General features: G+C 71.0%; 13 protein-coding genes. 4 read left to right on the forward strand and 9 right to left on the reverse strand.

The window, feature by feature from the left end:
• Positions 1–11 precede the first annotated feature (11 nt).
• The gene (locus ABZ808_RS18240) at positions 12–983 is read right to left on the reverse strand and encodes a chlorophyllase (protein WP_357007535.1); all 972 of its coding nucleotides are present in this window, start codon (positions 981–983) and stop codon (positions 12–14) included.
• 68 nt (positions 984–1,051) lie between these two features.
• Positions 1,052–2,101 (reverse strand): aldo/keto reductase, encoded by a 1,050-nt coding sequence (locus ABZ808_RS18245; RefSeq protein ID WP_357007537.1) that lies wholly within the window; start codon positions 2,099–2,101, stop codon positions 1,052–1,054.
• 89 nt (positions 2,102–2,190) lie between these two features.
• Here ABZ808_RS18245 and ABZ808_RS18250 point away from each other — a divergent pair, with 89 nt between their 5' ends.
• Positions 2,191–2,658: a MerR family transcriptional regulator gene (locus tag ABZ808_RS18250; RefSeq protein WP_357007540.1), complete on the forward strand. Its 468-nt coding sequence runs from the start codon at positions 2,191–2,193 to the stop codon at positions 2,656–2,658.
• 25 nt (positions 2,659–2,683) lie between these two features.
• Here ABZ808_RS18250 and ABZ808_RS18255 read toward each other — a convergent pair whose 3' ends face one another.
• Complete coding sequence (locus tag ABZ808_RS18255) at positions 2,684–3,577, reverse strand: alpha/beta hydrolase (RefSeq protein ID WP_357007543.1); 894 nt, start codon at positions 3,575–3,577, stop codon at positions 2,684–2,686.
• Between the two features lie 156 nt (positions 3,578–3,733).
• Between ABZ808_RS18255 and ABZ808_RS18260 the strand changes: the two genes are divergently transcribed.
• On the forward strand, positions 3,734–3,904 hold the full coding sequence (locus ABZ808_RS18260; RefSeq protein WP_357007545.1) for a hypothetical protein: 171 nt from the start codon (positions 3,734–3,736) through the stop codon (positions 3,902–3,904).
• Here ABZ808_RS18260 and ABZ808_RS18265 read toward each other — a convergent pair.
• Both ABZ808_RS18265 and pta read right to left on the reverse strand, forming a co-directional pair.
• Entirely contained in the window at positions 3,901–5,028 is a 1,128-nt protein-coding gene (locus tag ABZ808_RS18265; RefSeq protein ID WP_357007547.1) for an acetate kinase, read from the reverse strand. The two genes, ABZ808_RS18260 and ABZ808_RS18265, sit on opposite strands and share 4 nt — an antisense overlap.
• A complete protein-coding gene (pta, locus tag ABZ808_RS18270; protein ID WP_357007549.1) occupies positions 5,025–7,094 on the reverse strand; it encodes a phosphate acetyltransferase in 2,070 nt (689 codons plus the stop codon). The genes ABZ808_RS18265 and pta overlap by 4 nt, the downstream gene beginning before the upstream one ends.
• Positions 7,095–7,533: 439 nt before the next feature.
• Between pta and ABZ808_RS18275 the strand changes: the two genes are divergently transcribed.
• The gene (locus ABZ808_RS18275) at positions 7,534–8,142 is read left to right on the forward strand and encodes a hypothetical protein (protein WP_357007551.1); all 609 of its coding nucleotides are present in this window, start codon (positions 7,534–7,536) and stop codon (positions 8,140–8,142) included.
• Positions 8,135–10,297 carry a glycosyltransferase gene (locus ABZ808_RS18280; protein WP_357007553.1) on the forward strand — a complete coding sequence of 721 codons (2,163 nt, stop codon included), beginning with the start codon at positions 8,135–8,137 and terminating at the stop codon, positions 10,295–10,297. The genes ABZ808_RS18275 and ABZ808_RS18280 overlap by 8 nt, the downstream gene beginning before the upstream one ends.
• 41 nt (positions 10,298–10,338) lie before the next feature.
• Here the strand turns inward: ABZ808_RS18280 and ABZ808_RS18285 are convergent, their stop codons facing one another.
• The 4 genes from ABZ808_RS18285 to ABZ808_RS18300 form a co-directional block, all read right to left on the reverse strand.
• The gene (locus ABZ808_RS18285; RefSeq protein WP_053660250.1) at positions 10,339–10,518 is read right to left on the reverse strand and encodes a DUF6104 family protein; all 180 of its coding nucleotides are present in this window, start codon (positions 10,516–10,518) and stop codon (positions 10,339–10,341) included.
• Between the two features lie 114 nt (positions 10,519–10,632).
• Complete coding sequence (locus ABZ808_RS18290; protein WP_357007555.1) at positions 10,633–14,370, reverse strand: multifunctional oxoglutarate decarboxylase/oxoglutarate dehydrogenase thiamine pyrophosphate-binding subunit/dihydrolipoyllysine-residue succinyltransferase subunit; 3,738 nt, start codon at positions 14,368–14,370, stop codon at positions 10,633–10,635.
• Positions 14,371–14,656: 286 nt separating this feature from the next.
• Positions 14,657–15,481 (reverse strand): ABC transporter permease, encoded by an 825-nt coding sequence (locus tag ABZ808_RS18295; protein ID WP_357007557.1) that lies wholly within the window; start codon positions 15,479–15,481, stop codon positions 14,657–14,659.
• A complete protein-coding gene (locus ABZ808_RS18300; RefSeq protein WP_357007559.1) occupies positions 15,478–16,413 on the reverse strand; it encodes an ATP-binding cassette domain-containing protein in 936 nt (311 codons plus the stop codon). Before ABZ808_RS18300 ends, ABZ808_RS18295 begins: the two co-directional genes overlap by 4 nt.
• Positions 16,414–16,482 lie beyond the last annotated feature (69 nt).

Raw genomic sequence — 16,482 nt, forward strand, 5'->3', positions numbered from 1 at the left:
GTCGGCGCGCGTCAGAGGTGGTTGTCGAAGGTTGCCAGGCCGCCGCGCGTGGCCCCGGTCGAGATGCGCTCCTTGGCTGCGGCGTCGCCGTACAGCGACCAGCGGAGGAACTCGATGGACGTGTCCGAGACGACCCGCAGCGTCTTGGCGTCGCTGAGCAGCGCCCGCCCGTGGTCACCCTTGGGCAGGCTCAGCAGCGCCTTCGGCCACGGCACCTTCTCGTACGCGGCCTTGCCCGCCGCGTACTCGACCACCTCGTCCAACTCGCCGTGCACGAACAACTGCGGCGCGGACACCCCCGCGAACGCGGTCCCCACGCCGACGGCCGTACCGGCGAACACCACCCCGGCGACCAGCCGCTCGTCCCGGCCGCCCGTGAAGAGGCCGATGGTGGTCACCGCGCCGGCCGAGTGCCCGGCCGCGGCCACCCGGTCGGTGGCCAGCCGGCCGCGCAGCCCGTCGCCGGCCTTGCCGTCGAGCGCCAGCACCTGGGTCAGCGCGTACGACACGTCGGCCGGCTGGTTGAGCACGTCGACGAGCTTGCCGTCGCTGCCCCGCGAGGTGTGCGGGAAGATCGGCGCAGCCACGACGAATCCCGCGGTCGCCCATCGGGTCAGCAACGGGGCGTAGTCGTCCGGGTGGGCGGTGAAGCCGTGGCTGAACATCACCACCGGGAAGCGGCCCTCGGCGGCCGTCGCGGACCGCTTCGCCACGCCGCCGGCCTTCCCGGCCGCCGGGTACCAGAGCGTGACCGGCAGCGCACGGCCGTCCCGGTTCAGCTTCAGCTGGCGTACGCCGACAGCGAAGGTGGTCTCCGGCGCGGTCCCGGCGGGGACCTGCGGTGTCGGTGTGGCGGTGGCGGCGGGCGGTGACGTGGCCGGCGCCGGTGCGCTCTCGTTCTTCGGGGCGTCCGAGGAGCAGCCGACCAGACTAGCCATGAGCAGAGTGGTGGCCAGCAGCGTGGGGGTGACGCGACGAGACATGAGGCTCATTGTGCCCTGCCGGGGTCACCGGGTTGGGCGTGCTGTGCCGACACCGTCACCCACCCACCTCACGCTGCGGCGCGTTCGGAGCGCGGTCGCCGTCGGCGCGTGGTGTCGGTGAGTGTGCGCGGCGGGAAGGCGGCGTTGGGGTTGTACATGTTGGTTCCGGGCGGCACGATCTCGTCGATCCGGTCGAGGACGGCGTCGTCGAGGGTGAGCGCCGCGCCCTTGAGCAGATCCTCCAGTTGCCCGCTGGTCCGTGGCCCGATGATCGCCGACGTGACCGCGGGATGGGCCACAGTGAAGGCGATGGCGAGCTGCGGCAGCGTGCAGCTGACCTGCGCGGCGAGGTCGACGAGCTGTTCGACGACGTCGAGCTTGGCGGTGTTCTCGGCGATCGTGGGGTCGAACTGCGCCGGGCGCAGGACGGCCCGCCCTGTCGACAGGTCGACGGGCTCACCCTTGCGGTATCTGCCGGTGAGGAACCCGAAGGCGAGTGGGCTCCAGACCAGCACCCCCATGCCGTAGCGCTGGCAGACCGGCAGGAGCGCGGCCTCGATTCCCCGGGCCAGGATCGAGTACGGCGGTTGCTCGGTACGCAGCCGGCCGAGGCCCCGACGCTCGGAGACGTGGTGCGCCTCGACGATCTCCTCGGCCGGGAACGTCGAGCAGCCGAAGGCGCGGATCTTGCCCTGGCGTACGAGGTCGGTGAGCACCGAGAGGGTCTCCTCGATGTCGGTGCGGGGGTCGGGGCGGTGGATCTGGTAGAGGTCGATCCAGTCGGTGTCCAGACGCCGGAGGCTCTCCTCGACAGCCGTGAGGATCCACCGCCGGGAGTTCCCACCGCGGTTGCGCCCCTCACCCATCGGAAAGTGCACCTTGGTGGCGAGTACGACGTCGTCCCGCCGCCCCCGCAGTGCCTTCCCGACGATCTGCTCGGACTCGCCCTGGCCGTACATGTCGGCGGTGTCCACGAAGTTGATGCCCTGGTCCAGGGCGGTGTGGACGATGCGGACGCAGTCGTCGTGGTCGGGGTTGCCGACGGCACCGAACATCATGGTCCCGAGGCAGTGGGTGCTCACCTCGATGCCGGTGCCGCCGAGAGCGCGGTAGTGCATGGCGATGCTCCTCTGTGATTCGGTGACGATCACACGGCACGGTAGGAGCTAGAGCCGGCTCTAGGTCAACCCTCGTTACCCTGCACGACATGGCTGACGTCACAGCGATTCTGAGCATCGGACAGGTGGCCGAGCGCACCGGCCTGAGCGTGCACGCGCTGCGCTTCTACGAGCAGGAGGGCGTCTTCGTCAGCCCCGTACGCCGCGGGCCTGGTGGGCGTCGCGTCTACAGCCAGGACGACGTGGACTGGCTGACCGTGTGCATCATCCTGCGTGCCTCGGGCATGCCGCTGCCGGCGCTCCGGCGCTACGCCGATCTCGTCCGCGACGGTGCCGGCAACGAGGGGGAGCGGCTCGCGCTCCTGCGCGAGCACCACGAGCGCGTCACCGGTCAGATGGGCCGGCTCGCCCAGTGCCTTGACCTGATCACGTTCAAGGTCGGGTTGTACGAGGACCTGCTCGACCAGGACCGACGCGAAGCTGAGCCGGATCAGCGGCGTCCTTCGGGCGGCGGGGACGTCCCGGCATCCGCAGCGGGTACATCCGCCCGGCCCTGAGTCGGCACCGACTGCCCGGCGGGTGTCAGTGGGCGGGACGGGACTCGTAGCGGGTCAGGGGCGTGCGGGCGCCGGTGGGCAGGCGTGTGCCCGCCGCCCGGTCGCCGTAGAGGGTCCACCGGAGGAAGTCGGTGGTGGTGGTGAGGACCGGCGCGAAGCCCGGGTTGCCCGGTGTCAGGTACTCGCCGTGGCCCTGACCGAGCAGGCTGAGGAACGCGGCCGGCCCCGGTACGCGCCCGTACGCGGCCCGGCCGACCGTCACCGGCACCACAGCGTCGGCCGTGCCGTGCACGAAGAGCAGCGGCGCGATCGGCCCGGCGAAGCTGCCGGGCAGCCCACCGCCGGCGATCACGATGCCGGAGCGCAGCCGTGCCGGGTGGCCTTCGGTGAACATGCCGCTGGTGGTGAAGCCGCCCGCCGAGTGCCCGGCGGCGGCGATCGACGTGAGGTCCAGGTGGCCGGCGAGCGGATCGGTGGGGTCGCTGTCGAGGCGGCTCAGGTGCCGGATCAGCCGCCAACCGTCGGCGGGCTGGTTGCGGACGTCGGCCCGGGTGAACCGGGCGGCACCCTGCCGGGTGTGCGGGTACGCGGGGGCCGCCACGACGAAACCGGCCGCCGCCCAGCGGGTGGTCAGCTCGGCGTGCAGCTCGGGCCGGCTGTGCAATCCGTGGCTGTAGACCACCACCGGGAACCGGCCGGCGGCCACCTCGCCGGTCGACGCCGGGTACCAGATGGTCACCGGCAGGGGGCGCGCCGAGCGCGGATCGAGGGTGAGCGTACGCACGCCGACGGCGTACGACCCCTCGGGCGCCCGACGCGCTGCCTGCGGGCCGCTGGACCCGCCCGGCGCGGCGGTGGCCGGCGCGCAGCCAGCCAGCAGCGCTGTCACCAGTACGGCGATCAGCCGCCCCGCCCCCATCGCTTTACCGTAGGTGCCCGGGGTGCGCCGCGACCCCGTCTTCCGGCCCGGCTGCGCCCGCCACCCGGCTGGGTCGACTCCGCCGGCCGGGTTGACACGGGCGGGCGGTGTGGTCGGGGACGGTACGCCGACGCGGTCTTCGCTAGGGTCACCCGCATGGCTGAGAACTACACCGACCCCAGCGGCAACACCGAGGCGTTCCGCGCGTTCACCCAGACGCCGGAGACCGGCGGGGCGACGGAGTCGCCGTCCCGTCTCCCCCTGATCATCGGTGCGGCGGCGGTCGTCGTGCTCCTGGTGGCCCTCGTCGTCTGGCTCGTCGCCTAGCGCTGTGGGCTGCCGCCGTCGACCACGTGCCGGGTCTGGCGGGCGATCTCCCGTTCCTCGTCGGTGCGGATGACGCAGACGCTCACCTCGGCGTCGTCCGGCGAGATGATCCGATCGCCGTCGCCGTTGTTGCGGGTCTCGTCCACGGTGATGCCGAGCCGGGCCAGCCCGGCCAGCGCGGCGGCCCGCACGGGCGCGGCGTGCTCGCCCACGCCGGCGGTGAAGGTGATCGCGTCGACCCGGCCGAGCAGCGCGTAGTACGCGCCGACATACCCGGTGATCCGCCGGCAGTACACGTCGAAGGCCAGCGCGGCGGCCCGATCCCCGGCCGCCCGGCGCTGGAGCACCTCGCGCATGTCGTTGACGCCGGTCAGCCCGAGCAGGCCGCTGCGGTGGTTGAGCAGGTCGTCGATGTCGTCGACCGACATCCCGGCCTCGCGGCGCAGGTGGAAGATCACGGTCGGGTCCAGGTCACCGCTGCGGGTGCCCATCACCAGCCCTTCCAGCGGCGACATCCCCATCGAGGTGGCCACGCTGCGGCCGTCGGCCACCGCGCAGGCGCTCGCCCCGTTGCCCAGGTGCAGGGTGATCGTGTTGAGCTGCTCGTACGGGCGGCCCAGCAGTTCGGCGGTGCGTCGGGAGACGTACGCGTGTGAGGTGCCGTGGAAGCCGTACCGGCGGATGCCGTACCGCTGCGCGGTGTCCCGGTCGATCGCGTACGTCGCGGCGGCCTCCGGCAGGGTGTGGTGGAACGCGGTGTCGAAGACGGCGACCTGCGGGACGTCCGGCAGGGCCGCCCGGGCCACCTCGATGCCGGCCAGGTTGGCCGGGTTGTGCAGCGGGGCGAGCGGCACCAGGTCCTTGATCGCGGCGAGCACGGCGTCGTCGATCAGGACCGGCGTGCTGAACTTCCGGCCACCGTGCACCACCCGGTGCCCGACCGCGGTCAGCCCGGTCAGGTCCAGGTCGGCCAGGATCTGCCGGACGGCGCTGGTGTGGTCCGCCGCGCCGCCGCCGGGCTCGCCGACCCGCTCCACGGTGCCCTGGCCGAGGGTCCGGTCACCGTCGTAGTGCCGCCACTTCACCGACGACGACCCGCAGTTGAGCACCAGTACCCGACTCACGAGGCCTCCTCGGTGGCCGCCTGGATGGCGGTGATCGCCACCGTGTTGACGATGTCCGGCACGGTGGCACCGCGGGACAGGTCGTTCACCGGCCGGCGCAGGCCCTGCATCACCGGGCCGACGGCGACCGCCCCGGCGGACCGCTGCACCGCCTTGTACGTGTTGTTGCCCGTGTTCAGGTCCGGAAATATGAAGACCGTGGCCTGGCCGGCCACCGGGCTCCCGGGCAGCTTGGTCGCCGCCACCGCGGGGTCGATCGCCGCGTCGTACTGGATCGGCCCCTCGACCAGCAGGTCGGGTCGGCGTTCCCGGACCAGCGCGGTGGCCGTGGCGACCTTCTCCACGTCCGCGCCCGCGCCGGAGCTGCCGGTCGAGTACGACAGCATGGCCACCCGGGGCTCGATGCCGAACCGGGCGGCGGTGTCGGCCGACGAGATCGCGATGTCGGCGAGCTGTGCGGCGTCCGGGTCGCGGTTGACCGCGCAGTCGCCGTAGACGAGCACCCGGTCGGCGAGCAGCATGAAGAAGACGCTGGAGGCCACCGAGACGTCCGGCACGGTACGGATGATCTCGAACGCCGGCCGGATGGTGGCGGCGGTGGTGTGGGTGGCTCCGGAGACCATCCCGTCGGCGTGCCCGGTGGCCACCATCATGGTGCCGAAGTAGTTGGGCTGCGCCACGATGTCGTACGCCAGCTCGACCGTGACACCCCGGTGGGCGCGCAGCTTCGCGTACTCGGCGGCGAACTCGTCCCGCCAGGGGCTGCCGGCCGGGTCGACCACGTCCGCGCCGGTCAGGTCGATGCCCAGTTCCCGGGTGCGGCGGGCGACGTCGTCCGAGCGGCCGAGCAGGGTGAGGTCGGCGACACCCCGGCGGAGCAGGATCTCGGTGGCGCGCAGGATCCGCTCGTCGGTGCCCTCCGGCAGCACCAGCCGGCGGCGGTTGGTCCGGGCGCGGTCGATCAGGTCGTACTCGAACATCATCGGGGTGACGCGTTCGGAGCGGGTGACCCGCAGCCGGCGGGCCAGGTCGGCGGTGTCGACGTTGTCCTCGAACGCGCCCAGCGCGGCCTCCACCTTGCGGGGGTTGGCGGGGCTGGGCCGTGCCTCGATCCGGCTGGACGCCGCGACGGTGTCGTAGCTGTCGCTGGGCACCGAGAGCACTGCGAAGCCGGTGTTGAGCCGCTCGACCAGGCGCATTGCCCGGGGGTCGGGTTGTTCGCCAAGGGTGAGCACCACGCCGGCCAGCGAGACCTGCCCGGCGATGTGCGCGGTGCTCGCCGCGACCAGCAGGTCGGCGCGGTCGCCGGGGGTGATGACCAGCGCCCCCTCGGTCAGGTGGTCGAGCAGGATCGGCACGTGCGCGGCGCCGACCACGTAATCGAGGACGTCCCGGCCGAGTGCGGCCTCGTCGCCGGCCAGCAGGGTGGCGTCGAGCGCCGCCGCGACCTCGGCCACCGTCGGCGCCGACACGGTCGGCACCTCCGGGATGGCGTACGCGGGGACCGGCAGCTCCGGCAGCGTCATCGGCCCGGACACCCGGTTGGCGATCACCGCCAGCACCGTCGCGCCCAGGTCCACCAGATCGTGGTACGCCCCACGCGCCGCCGCCGCGATCGTCTCCGGTTCCTGCCCGAAGCCGTCGACCACGGGCACCACCACGCTGCCGAACTCGGTGGCGAGCCGGGCGTTGAAGGCCAACTCGCGGGGACCGGCGCCATCGCCACCGTCGGCGAAGTCGCTGCCCACCACGACGACCGCCGGGCAGCGCCGCTCGATCGCCCGGTACCGCTCGACGATCCGGAAGATCAGCTCCTCCCGGCGGCCGTCGGCGACCAGGGCCGCCGCCTCGGCGTACGTCATGCCGGTCAGTTCGGCCTCGGGCAGGTCGACCCGGTAGCGGTCGTGCAGCAGGGCGAGGATCGGGTCGGGGCGGGTGCCGGAGACCAGCGGTCGGAACGCGCCGATCCGCTCGACCTGCCGGGAGAGGAGTTCCGCGAGGCCGAGGGCGATGGTCGACTTGCCCCCTCCGGACCCCACGCTGGTCAGATAAACGCTGCGGGCCACGCACCCACCCTAGAAGATCACCGCCGGACCCGCGCGGGTCCGGCGACCCTGAACTGCCGAATGGACAGTCCGGAAATCGGGTGCGAACCATCCGAGGCGACGGGAACGTGCGGCGGTTCGGCTCGCCCGGCTGCCGGGCAGGGCGGTCGGGGTGGCCCGGTCGAGCAGGTGGGTCGGCTGGTCGCCGGGACGTGGCCCCGCTTCGGTCGGTCGGCCGTGACTGTCGTTTCACGCCCGACGCTCAACCGGATGATCCGTCGATCACTGCTCGTGTTCGTCAGATGACGGCAGTCTTCGCGGGGATGCGGCGATGCGCTCGGCGTCTCACCTGCGGGATGTCAGAAAAGCTGAGGAAGACTCACACCTAGACTCACGTCCCATGACTGCCCACCGTGTGAGCAGCGACGATGCGTCGATCGCGAGATCGATGCCCGCAGGCATGAATGGCCGCGGATCGGCCGCCGACTCGAATCGTACCGGCCCACTCGACGGGCCGACCATGATCATCGGCCGGTCCGACAGCCCCACCGCGCTGATCGCCGCCGTACGCCAGCCGCCGCCGGTCTTCGTCGATCCCAGCGGTCGACGCCGCTCCCGCCTGCGTTGGCTCGCGTACGCCGCGGGGCTGCTGGGCCTGACCTACACCGGGCTGGTGGGCATCAGCTTCGCGGGCGTGGTGGAACCGCACACGGTGCTGCCCTTCGTCGACGAGGTCAAGCAGCCCGAGCGGCCCGCGCCGCCCCCCAAGGCGACCGTCGCCGACCCTGACCCGTCGACGGCCGTCCCACACAGGCCGGCGTCGACGGTGGCCCCCACCGTCGTCCCGACTCCCCGCTCGGTCGCATCCACCCGGCCGCCGAGCGCCACCCGACCGCCCAACGCCACCCGACCGCCGAGCGTCAACCCCGCCGGCCCGCCGGCCTCGCCCGGTCCCAGGCCGACGGGTTCGGTGGCCCCGACGGTCCCGGCTCCGGTCCCGACCCAGGACCCGCCGTCGCCCCCCGTGACGCTGCCAGACCAGGCCGGCGGCCTCCGCGTCGATGGTTGAGCCGACCACCCCGTCGACCCGCCGCCGGGCCGTACCGCAGCCACGCTGGATCCTGCTCGGCATGCTGCTGGCCGTCCTGGGCAGCGTGCTCTTCGTCAACGCGTACACCAACGCTTCCTTCACCCCGGATCACCAGCAGAGCAGCAGAGGGCAACGGGAGGTCCCCACCTCCGTGGTGACCGGCGGACCGATCATCAGCGCCAACAGCGAGCAGGTCCGCTCGTACCGGCTGCCGGACCGGACTATCGCGCTCACCTTCGACGACGGTCCCGACCCCGTCTGGACCCCCGAGGTGCTGCGCGTCCTGGAAGCCCACCAGGTCAAGGGCACCTTCTTCGTGCTGGGCTCGCAGGTGTCCCGGCACCCCGACACGGCCCGGAAGCTCGTCGACGGCGGCCACGAACTCGGTGTGCACACCTTCACCCACCCCCAGCTCAGCGAGCTGCCCGGATGGCGGCGAGAGCTGGAGTACGCCCAGACGCAGCTCGCCCTGGCAGCCGTCACCGACGTACGCACCTCACTGGTGCGGTTTCCGTACTCCTCGCACGCCGACGCCATCGACAACCACGACTGGCCGTTGGTGAAGGCCGCCGGAGACCTCGGCTACCTGACGGTGCTCAACGACACCGACAGCCAGGACTGGGCGCTGCCCGGTGTGGACAAGATCGTCATGAACGCGACCCCGGACGGCACGTCCGGCGCCATCACCCTCTGGCACGACTCCGGTGGTGACCGTGCGCAGACCGTCGCCGCCCTCGACCGGTTCATCCCGACGATGAAGGAACGGGGATACCGCTTCGTCACCGTGACCGAGGGACTGAACCTCGCCCTGGCCGCCGCCGGTGCCGAGCAACGGATGGACGCCGGTGTGGCCGCCTCCGTCGGGGAACGCTGGCGCGGCCGGATGCTGGTCTGGGCGGTGCGGGGCGCCGACCACACGCTGAGCGTGTTCGGGATCCTCTTCGTGCTCGTCGGTGTGCTCACGGTGGGGCGTACCGCCGCGTTGTTCGTGCTCGCCGGCCGGCACGCCCGCCGCCGCCGGGCCAAGGGTTGGACGTGGGGGCCACCGGTCACCGCTCCGGTCTCGGTGATCGTCCCCGCCTACAACGAGAAGGAGGGGATCGCCGCAGCGGTCTGCTCGCTCGCCAGCGGCGACCATCCGGGCGGGATCGAGGTTGTCGTCGTCGACGACGGCTCCACCGACGGGACCGCGGACATCGTCGAGGCGCTGCGCCTGCCCAACGTCCGGGTGGTCCGCAAGCCCAACGGCGGCAAACCCAGCGCGCTGAACACCGGCGTCGCGCTGGCCCGGCACGACCTGATCGTGATGGTCGACGGCGACACCGTCTTCGAGCGCGACTCCGTCCGCCGGCTGGTGCAGCCCTTCGCCGACCCGCGGGTGGGCGCGGTGGCCGGCAACGTCAAGGTCGGCAACCGGCGCAGCCTGATCGCCAAGTGGCAGCACATCGAGTACGTCATCGGCTTCAACCTGGACCGGCGTCTCTACGAGACGCTGCGCTGCATGCCGACGGTGCCCGGGGCGATCGGCGCCTTCCGGCGGGAGGCGCTGCGCTACGCCGGCGGGATGACCGAGGACACCCTGGCCGAGGACACCGACGTCACCATCGCCCTGGGCCGGGCCGGCTGGAAGATCGTCTACGAGGAGACGGCCCGCGCCTGGACCGAGGCGCCGTCGAGCATCGGCCAGCTCTGGAAACAGCGCTACCGGTGGAGCTACGGCACCATGCAGGCGATGTGGAAGCACCGCCGCTCGGTGTTCGACCGGGGCGCGTCGGGGCGGTTCACCCGGCGTTGCCTGTTCTTCCTCAGCCTCTTCGGGGTGCTGCTGCCGCTGCTCGCGCCGGTGATCGACCTGCTGGCCCTGTACGGCCTGTTCTTCCTCGACCGGAAGGCCACGGCGGTGGCCTGGCTGGCCATGCTCGGCGTGCAGATGCTCACCGCGGTGGTGGCGTTCCGGCTGGACCGGGAGAAGCTCGGTGTGCTGTGGGTGCTACCGCTCCAGCAGTTCGTCTACCGGCAGTTGATGTACCTGGTGATGATCCAGTCGGTGGTCACCGCACTGACCGGCGGTCGGCTGGGCTGGCAGAAACTGCGACGTACCGGCCTGGAACCGATCGCCTCCCGCACCCGCTGACCGGCCGGCGCCGGTCAGCCGTCCGTCGACTCCGGGACCGTTCAGTCCTCGTCGATGTCGTCGAGGCGAGCCAGCCAGGTGGCGAAACGCTCGATCGGGGTCTCGAACTCGGGGTTGAGGTCGACGAAGTCGCGCAGGCGCTCGCCCAGCCACTCCAGGGTCACCTGCTCGTCGCCCCGGCGCTCGACCAGTTCCTCGATGCCACGGTCGGTGAAGTACATCGCGTACGTCCTCATGCTCGGCCCGGCGCGGCCGGGCGGTGGTCGGTGGGTCCAATGAGAGCCGGGGCAGGGCCGTGGTGACGGCCCTGCCCCGGCTCTCGCGGTGCGGTCAGGTCACGGGCGGGGGAGTGCCGCCTCGATGAGCGCGTTCTGCTCGACCTCGTGGGTCTTGGCCGAGCCGACCGCCGGGGCGGCCGCGGCCGGGCGGGAGATCCGCCGCAGCCGGACGTCGCTGAGGTGCTCCAGCAGGTTGAGCGCGACGAACGACCAGGCGCCCTGGTTGGCCGGCTCCTCCTGCACCCAGGCGAAGTCCTCCGCGTTCGGGAACTGCGCCAGGGCGGCCCGGATCTCCTCCACCGGCAGCGGGTACAGCTGCTCGATCCGGATGATCGCGGTGTCGGTGACGCCGCGCTCCTGCCGGGCCTGGAACAGGTCGTAGTAGACCTTGCCCGAGCAGAGCAGCACCCGCTTCACCGCCTCCGGTGCCGGGGCGGCCGTGTCGCGCAGCACCGGCTGGAAGGTGCCGGTGGTGAAGTCCTCCACCGACGAGACGCAGAGCTTGTGCCGCAGCAGCGACTTCGGCGTGAACACCACGAGCGGCTTGCGCTTCGGCGACAGGGCCTGGCGGCGCAGCAGGTGGAAGTAGTTCGCCGGGGTCGTCGGGATGGACACCCGCATGTTGTCCTCGGCGCACATCTGCAGGAAGCGTTCCGGGCGACCGGAGGTGTGGTCCGGGCCCTGACCCTCGTGGCCGTGCGGCAGCAGCAGGGTCAGCGCGGAACGCTGGCCCCACTTGACCTCACCGGAGGAGAGGAACTCGTCGATCACCGACTGGGCGCCGTTGACGAAGTCACCGAACTGGGCCTCCCAGGCGACCAGCGCGTTGATGTTCTCCACCGAGTAGCCGTACTCGAAGCCCATCGCCGCGTACTCGCTGAGCAGCGAGTCGTGCACGAAGAACCGGGAGCGCTCGCCGTCGCCGGTGAGCGACTTCAGTGGCAGGTAGTCGTCGCCGGTGCGGGCGTCGACCACCGAGGCGTGCCGCTGGACGAACGTGCCCCGCCGCGAGTCCTGACCGGCGAGCCGGACGGTGACCCCGTCGTGCAGCAGTGACCCGAACGCGATGATCTCGCCGTAGCCCCAGTCGATGTTGCCATCGGCGGACATCTTGGCCCGCCGATCGAGCAGTTGCTGGATCCGCTTGTGCGGGGTGAAGCCCTCCGGCAGGTTGACGTGCGCCTCGCCGATCGCCTTCACCACGGAGACGTCGGTCGCGGTGTCGACCTGCGGCTCCGGCTCCTCCTCGCGGCGCGGCCGGTTGAGCTGACGCGGCGCCGCCGCGGCGTCGCGGGTGGCCTTGAAGACCTTCTCCAGCTGCGCCTGGTAGTCGCGCAGCAGCTCCTCCGCGTCCTCCACGGTGATGTCGCCGCGACCGATCAGCTCCTCGGTGTAGAGCTTCCGGACCGAGCGCTTCGAGTCAATGATCTTGTACATCTGGGGGTTGGACATCGACGGGTCGTCGCCCTCGTTGTGCCCGCGCCGCCGGTAGCAGACCATGTCGATCACGACGTCCTTGTTGAACGTCTGCCGGTATTCGAAGGCCAGCCGGGCCACCCGGACCACGGCCTCCGGGTCGTCGCCGTTGACGTGGAAGATCGGCGCCTGGATCATCCGGGCCACGTCGGTGCTGTAGAGGCTGGACCGGCTGTACTCCGGGGCGGTGGTGAAGCCGACCTGGTTGTTGACCACCACGTGCACGGTGCCGCCGGTGCGGTAGCCGCGCAACTGCGACAGGTTGAGCGTCTCGGCGACCACACCCTGCCCGGCGAACGCGGCGTCACCGTGCACCGCCAGCGGCAGCACGGTGTAGCCCTCCAGCTTGAGGTCTATCCGGTCCTGCTTGGCCCGGACGATGCCCTCCAGCACCGGGTCGACAGCCTCCAGGTGCGACGGGTTGGCCACCACCGACACCTTGACCGAGTGGTCGCCGCCGGGCGTGGTGAACTTGCCGTTCTGGCCCAGGTGGTACTTCACGTCGCCGGAGCCCTGCGTCGAGCGCGGGTCCAGGTGACCCTCGAACTCCGAGAAGATCTTCTCGTACGGCTTGCCGACGATGTTGGCCAGCACGTTGAGCCGACCCCGGTGGGCCATGCCGATGACGACCTCGTCCAGCCCACCCTCGGCGGAGGACTCCAGCACCTCACCGAGCAGCGGGATCAGCGACTCGCCGCCCTCCAGCGAGAAGCGCTTCTGGCCGACGTACTTGGTCTGGAGGAAGGTCTCGAACGCCTCGGCGGCGTTGAGCCGGTTGAGGACGTGCTTCTGCTCGTCGGGGGACGGCTTCTCGTACTTGCGCTCGATCCGTTCCTGGACCCAGCGCCGCTCCTCCGGGTCCTGGATGTGCATGTACTCGATGCCGACCCGGCGGCAGTACGAGTCGCGCAGCACGCCCAGGATCTCGCGCAGCTTCATCCGCTTGCGGCCGGCGAAGCCGTTGACCGGGAACTCGCGGTCGAGGTCCCACAGGGTCAGCCCGTGCTGGAGGACGTCCAGGTCGGGGTGCTTGCGGATGGTGAATTCCAGCGGGTCGGTGTCGGCCATCAGGTGACCGCGCACCCGGTACGCGTGGATCAGCTCGTGCACCCGGGCGGTCTTGTTGATCTGACCCTCGGAGTTGACCGCCACGTCGCGCATCCACCGCACCGGCTCGTACGGGATGCGCAGCGAGGTGAAGATCTCGTCGTAGAAGCCGTGCTCACCCAGGATCAGCTCGTGCATCACCTTGAGGAACTCGCCGGACTGCGCGCCCTGGATGATCCGGTGGTCGTACGTGCTGGTCAGCGTGATGATCTTGCTGACCGCCAGCTCGGCGAGAGTGGTCTCGGACATGCCCTGGTAGGGGGCCGGGTACTCCATCGCGCCGACGCCGATGATCGCGCTCTGACCCTGCATCAGCCGTGGCATCGAGTGCACGGTGCCGATGCCGCCCGGGTTGGTCAGCGAGATCGTGGTGCCGGAGTAGTCCTCCATGGTCAGCTCGTTGCGCCGCGCCCGCCGGACCACGTCCTCGTACGCCTGCCAGAACTGCCGGAAGTCCATCTGCTCGCAGCCCTTGATGGAGGGGACCACCAGGTTGCGGCTGCCGTCGGGCTTGGCCAGGTCGATCGCGATGCCCAGGTTGACGTGCGCCGGGCGGACCACGGCCGGCTTGCCGTTGGCCTCGGCGAAGGAGTTGTTCATCTCCGGGTGCTGGACGAGCGCCCGCACCATCGCGTAGCCCACCAGGTGGGTGAAGCTGACCTTGCCACCGCGCCCACGGGCGAGGTGGTTGTTGATCACGATGCGGTTGTCGACAAGCAGCTTGGCCGGGACCGCGCGCACGCTTGTCGCGGTGGGCACGCTCAGCGAGGCGTCCATGTTCTGGACGATCTTCGCGGCGACGCCACGCAGCGGCGTCGTCTGCGGGCCGTCCGCGCTCGGCGCGGCGGCCTTCGCGGCCGGCTTGGCCGGTGTGGCTGCCTTGGCCGGGGCTGTCTTGGCAGCGGCGGCCGGTGCGGCCTTGGCCGGTGCCGGCTTCGCGGCGGCCGGCTTGCTGGCGCTCGGCTGGCTGACCGTGGCGGTCGCCTCCGGCTGCCCGTCCGGCTCCGGCGTGGCGGCGGGCTTGCCCGACGCCTCAGCCCCGCGTGGTGTGCCGGCACCCGGCGCCGGTCGATAGTCGGCGAAGAAGTCGTGCCAGGCCGAATCGACACTCGTGGGGTCGGCGAGATACCGCTGGTACATCTCCTCGACGATCCACTCGTTCGGGCCGAAACCCGCCAGTGGGTTCTCCTGCGAAGTCTGCTGGGTCGACACGGCCGGTAATCGCCTCTTTCACGCGGGTTGATGTCACGCGGGCGTCCGCCGAGCCCAGTGGGGAAGCACGGACAGGACGACTCCCAGGCTACGCTGTACGAATCCACAAGGCATTTCCGCCTCGGTAGCGTGGTCGGATTCACAGAAGATGCCAGAAGTTCAGTAACCGCTGCGTGAGCGGTCACCGACTGGTAAGCAACTGAGTACCGGTGCGGATGTGTGGAGCAAGACCGACGGCCGGAGCGTCCCGGGGCGGCGGCCGTGCCGCCACCCCGGGGCCGTCCGGTCAGGAGATGTCGCGCCGACGCATCAGCAGCGTGCCGACCACGCCGGTGACCACCGCGTACCCGATGAGCACGGCGGCGCCCGCCCAGCGCGGCGGGTTGCCGGGGATGTCCGCCCCGGTGACCATCAGCGACGAGGCCAGCGACGGCACCAGCAGTTGCAGGTTGTTGATCCAGTCACCCCAGCGGTCGGCCAACACGGCGATCACGAAGATGGCCCCGATCGAGCCGCCCAGGTAGAGCAGGATGCCGGTGACCGTGGCGCCGATCTGGCTGCGGATCAGCACCCCGATGCCGACGCCGAACACGGCCCAGAGCAGGTACGCGAGCAGGTTCAACCCGATCGCCCGCCAAGCCGCGTCGTTGCCCAGTTGCGAGCCCAACCCGACCGAGTTCAGGATCGCCGAACCGGCGACCAGGTTGAAAGCGGTGGTGACCAGCCAGAACAGCAGCGCCAGCACGCCCGCCGCGACGAGCTTGGCGCCCATCACCGCGGTGCGGTGCGGGTTGGTCAGGAACGTGGTGGTGACCGTCTGGTGGAAGAACTCGCTGGTCACCACGATGATGCCCAGCAGCATCACGATCAGCAGGCCGAAGAACTGCCCGGTGGTGAAGAGGTTCGACGAGAGCGCGTCCGGGCTTGCCGCGGCCGTCAGCGTGTCGACCTGGTCGGCCGGCACCTCGCCGAACTCCTCGCTGGCCAGGACGTCGGTCTGCAACCAGTTGATGAGCAGGGTGAGCGCCCAGAGCGGCAGGCTGATGAGCGCGAAGACCCACCACGTGTTCGTCGTACGGATCTTGAGCAGCTCGGATCGGACGAGGTTCATCGGATGCCCGCCTTTCCGGCCGTCAGCTCCAGGAAGACCCGTTCCAGGTCGGGCCGTTCGGTGGTCAGTTCGTGCAACTCCACGCCGGCGGCGAGGGCGGCCCGGCCGATGGTCGGGGCGTCCACCCCGGCGACCAGCAGGGTGCCGTGCTCGTCGGTGGTGACGGTGGCCGCCTGGGCCTTGAGCGCGGCGGTCAGCGCCTCGGCCTGCGGGGTGCGGACCCGGACCTGAGCGCTCTGCGCCATCGACCCGAGAACCTGGTCGACAGGACCCTGCCGGACCAGTTGCCCAGCGGCGATGATCACTACGTCGTCGGCGAGCAACTGCATCTCGGACAGCAGGTGGCTGGAGACCAGCACCGTGCGGCCCTCGTGGGCGAGGTTCTTGAGGAACCCGCGCATCCACCGGATGCCCTCCGGGTCGAGCCCGTTGGCCGGCTCGTCCAGGACCAGCACCCGCGGGTCGCCGAGCATCGCCGCGGCGATGCCGAGACGCTGCTTCATGCCCAGCGAGTAGCCCTTGAACTTGCGCTTCGCCGCAGGCGTCAACCCGACGAGGGCCAGCGCCTCGTCGGCCCGCTGCTTAGGCAGCCCGGCTGCCGCGCAGATGACCCGCAGGTGGTTGATGCCGGTACGGCCCTTGTGCGCGCTGGAAGCCTCCAGCACCGCGCCGACGTGCCGCAGCGGGTCGGTGAGGTCGGCGTACCGGTGACCGCTGATGGTGGCGGTGCCAGCGGTGGGCGTGACCAGGTTCAGCAGCATGCGCAGCGTGGTGGTCTTGCCGGCGCCGTTCGGGCCGAGGAAGCCGGTCACCCGCCCCGGTGCCACGGTGAAGGACAGGTTGTTCACCGCCCGGACGTTCTTGTACTGCTTCGTCAGACCGGACACCACGATCTGACCGTCGCTGGTGGGGCTTCGCTGCCCGTCAGTCATCGTTCTCCTCCCGTGTGTGGCGTCGAGGTACGCCGTGGCACAGCGTGACCGCCCATTGCAACAAGGTCA

It is taken from the genome of Micromonospora sp. NPDC047527, from assembly GCF_040643015.1.
GTDB lineage: Bacteria > Actinomycetota > Actinomycetes > Mycobacteriales > Micromonosporaceae > Micromonospora.

Coding starts and splice junctions, on each gene's coding strand:
- ABZ808_RS18240 (WP_357007535.1), bottom strand. CDS start 983: ATGTCTCGTCGCGTCACCCCCACGCTGCTGGCCACCACTCTGCTCATG.
- ABZ808_RS18245 (WP_357007537.1), bottom strand. CDS start 2,101: ATGCACTACCGCGCTCTCGGCGGCACCGGCATCGAGGTGAGCACCCAC.
- ABZ808_RS18250 (WP_357007540.1), top strand. CDS start 2,191: ATGGCTGACGTCACAGCGATTCTGAGCATCGGACAGGTGGCCGAGCGC.
- ABZ808_RS18255 (WP_357007543.1), bottom strand. CDS start 3,577: ATGGGGGCGGGGCGGCTGATCGCCGTACTGGTGACAGCGCTGCTGGCT.
- ABZ808_RS18260 (WP_357007545.1), top strand. CDS start 3,734: ATGGCTGAGAACTACACCGACCCCAGCGGCAACACCGAGGCGTTCCGC.
- ABZ808_RS18275 (WP_357007551.1), top strand. CDS start 7,534: ATGAATGGCCGCGGATCGGCCGCCGACTCGAATCGTACCGGCCCACTC.
- ABZ808_RS18280 (WP_357007553.1), top strand. CDS start 8,135: ATGGTTGAGCCGACCACCCCGTCGACCCGCCGCCGGGCCGTACCGCAG.
- ABZ808_RS18285 (WP_053660250.1), bottom strand. CDS start 10,518: ATGTACTTCACCGACCGTGGCATCGAGGAACTGGTCGAGCGCCGGGGC.
- ABZ808_RS18295 (WP_357007557.1), bottom strand. CDS start 15,481: ATGAACCTCGTCCGATCCGAGCTGCTCAAGATCCGTACGACGAACACG.
- ABZ808_RS18300 (WP_357007559.1), bottom strand. CDS start 16,413: ATGACTGACGGGCAGCGAAGCCCCACCAGCGACGGTCAGATCGTGGTG.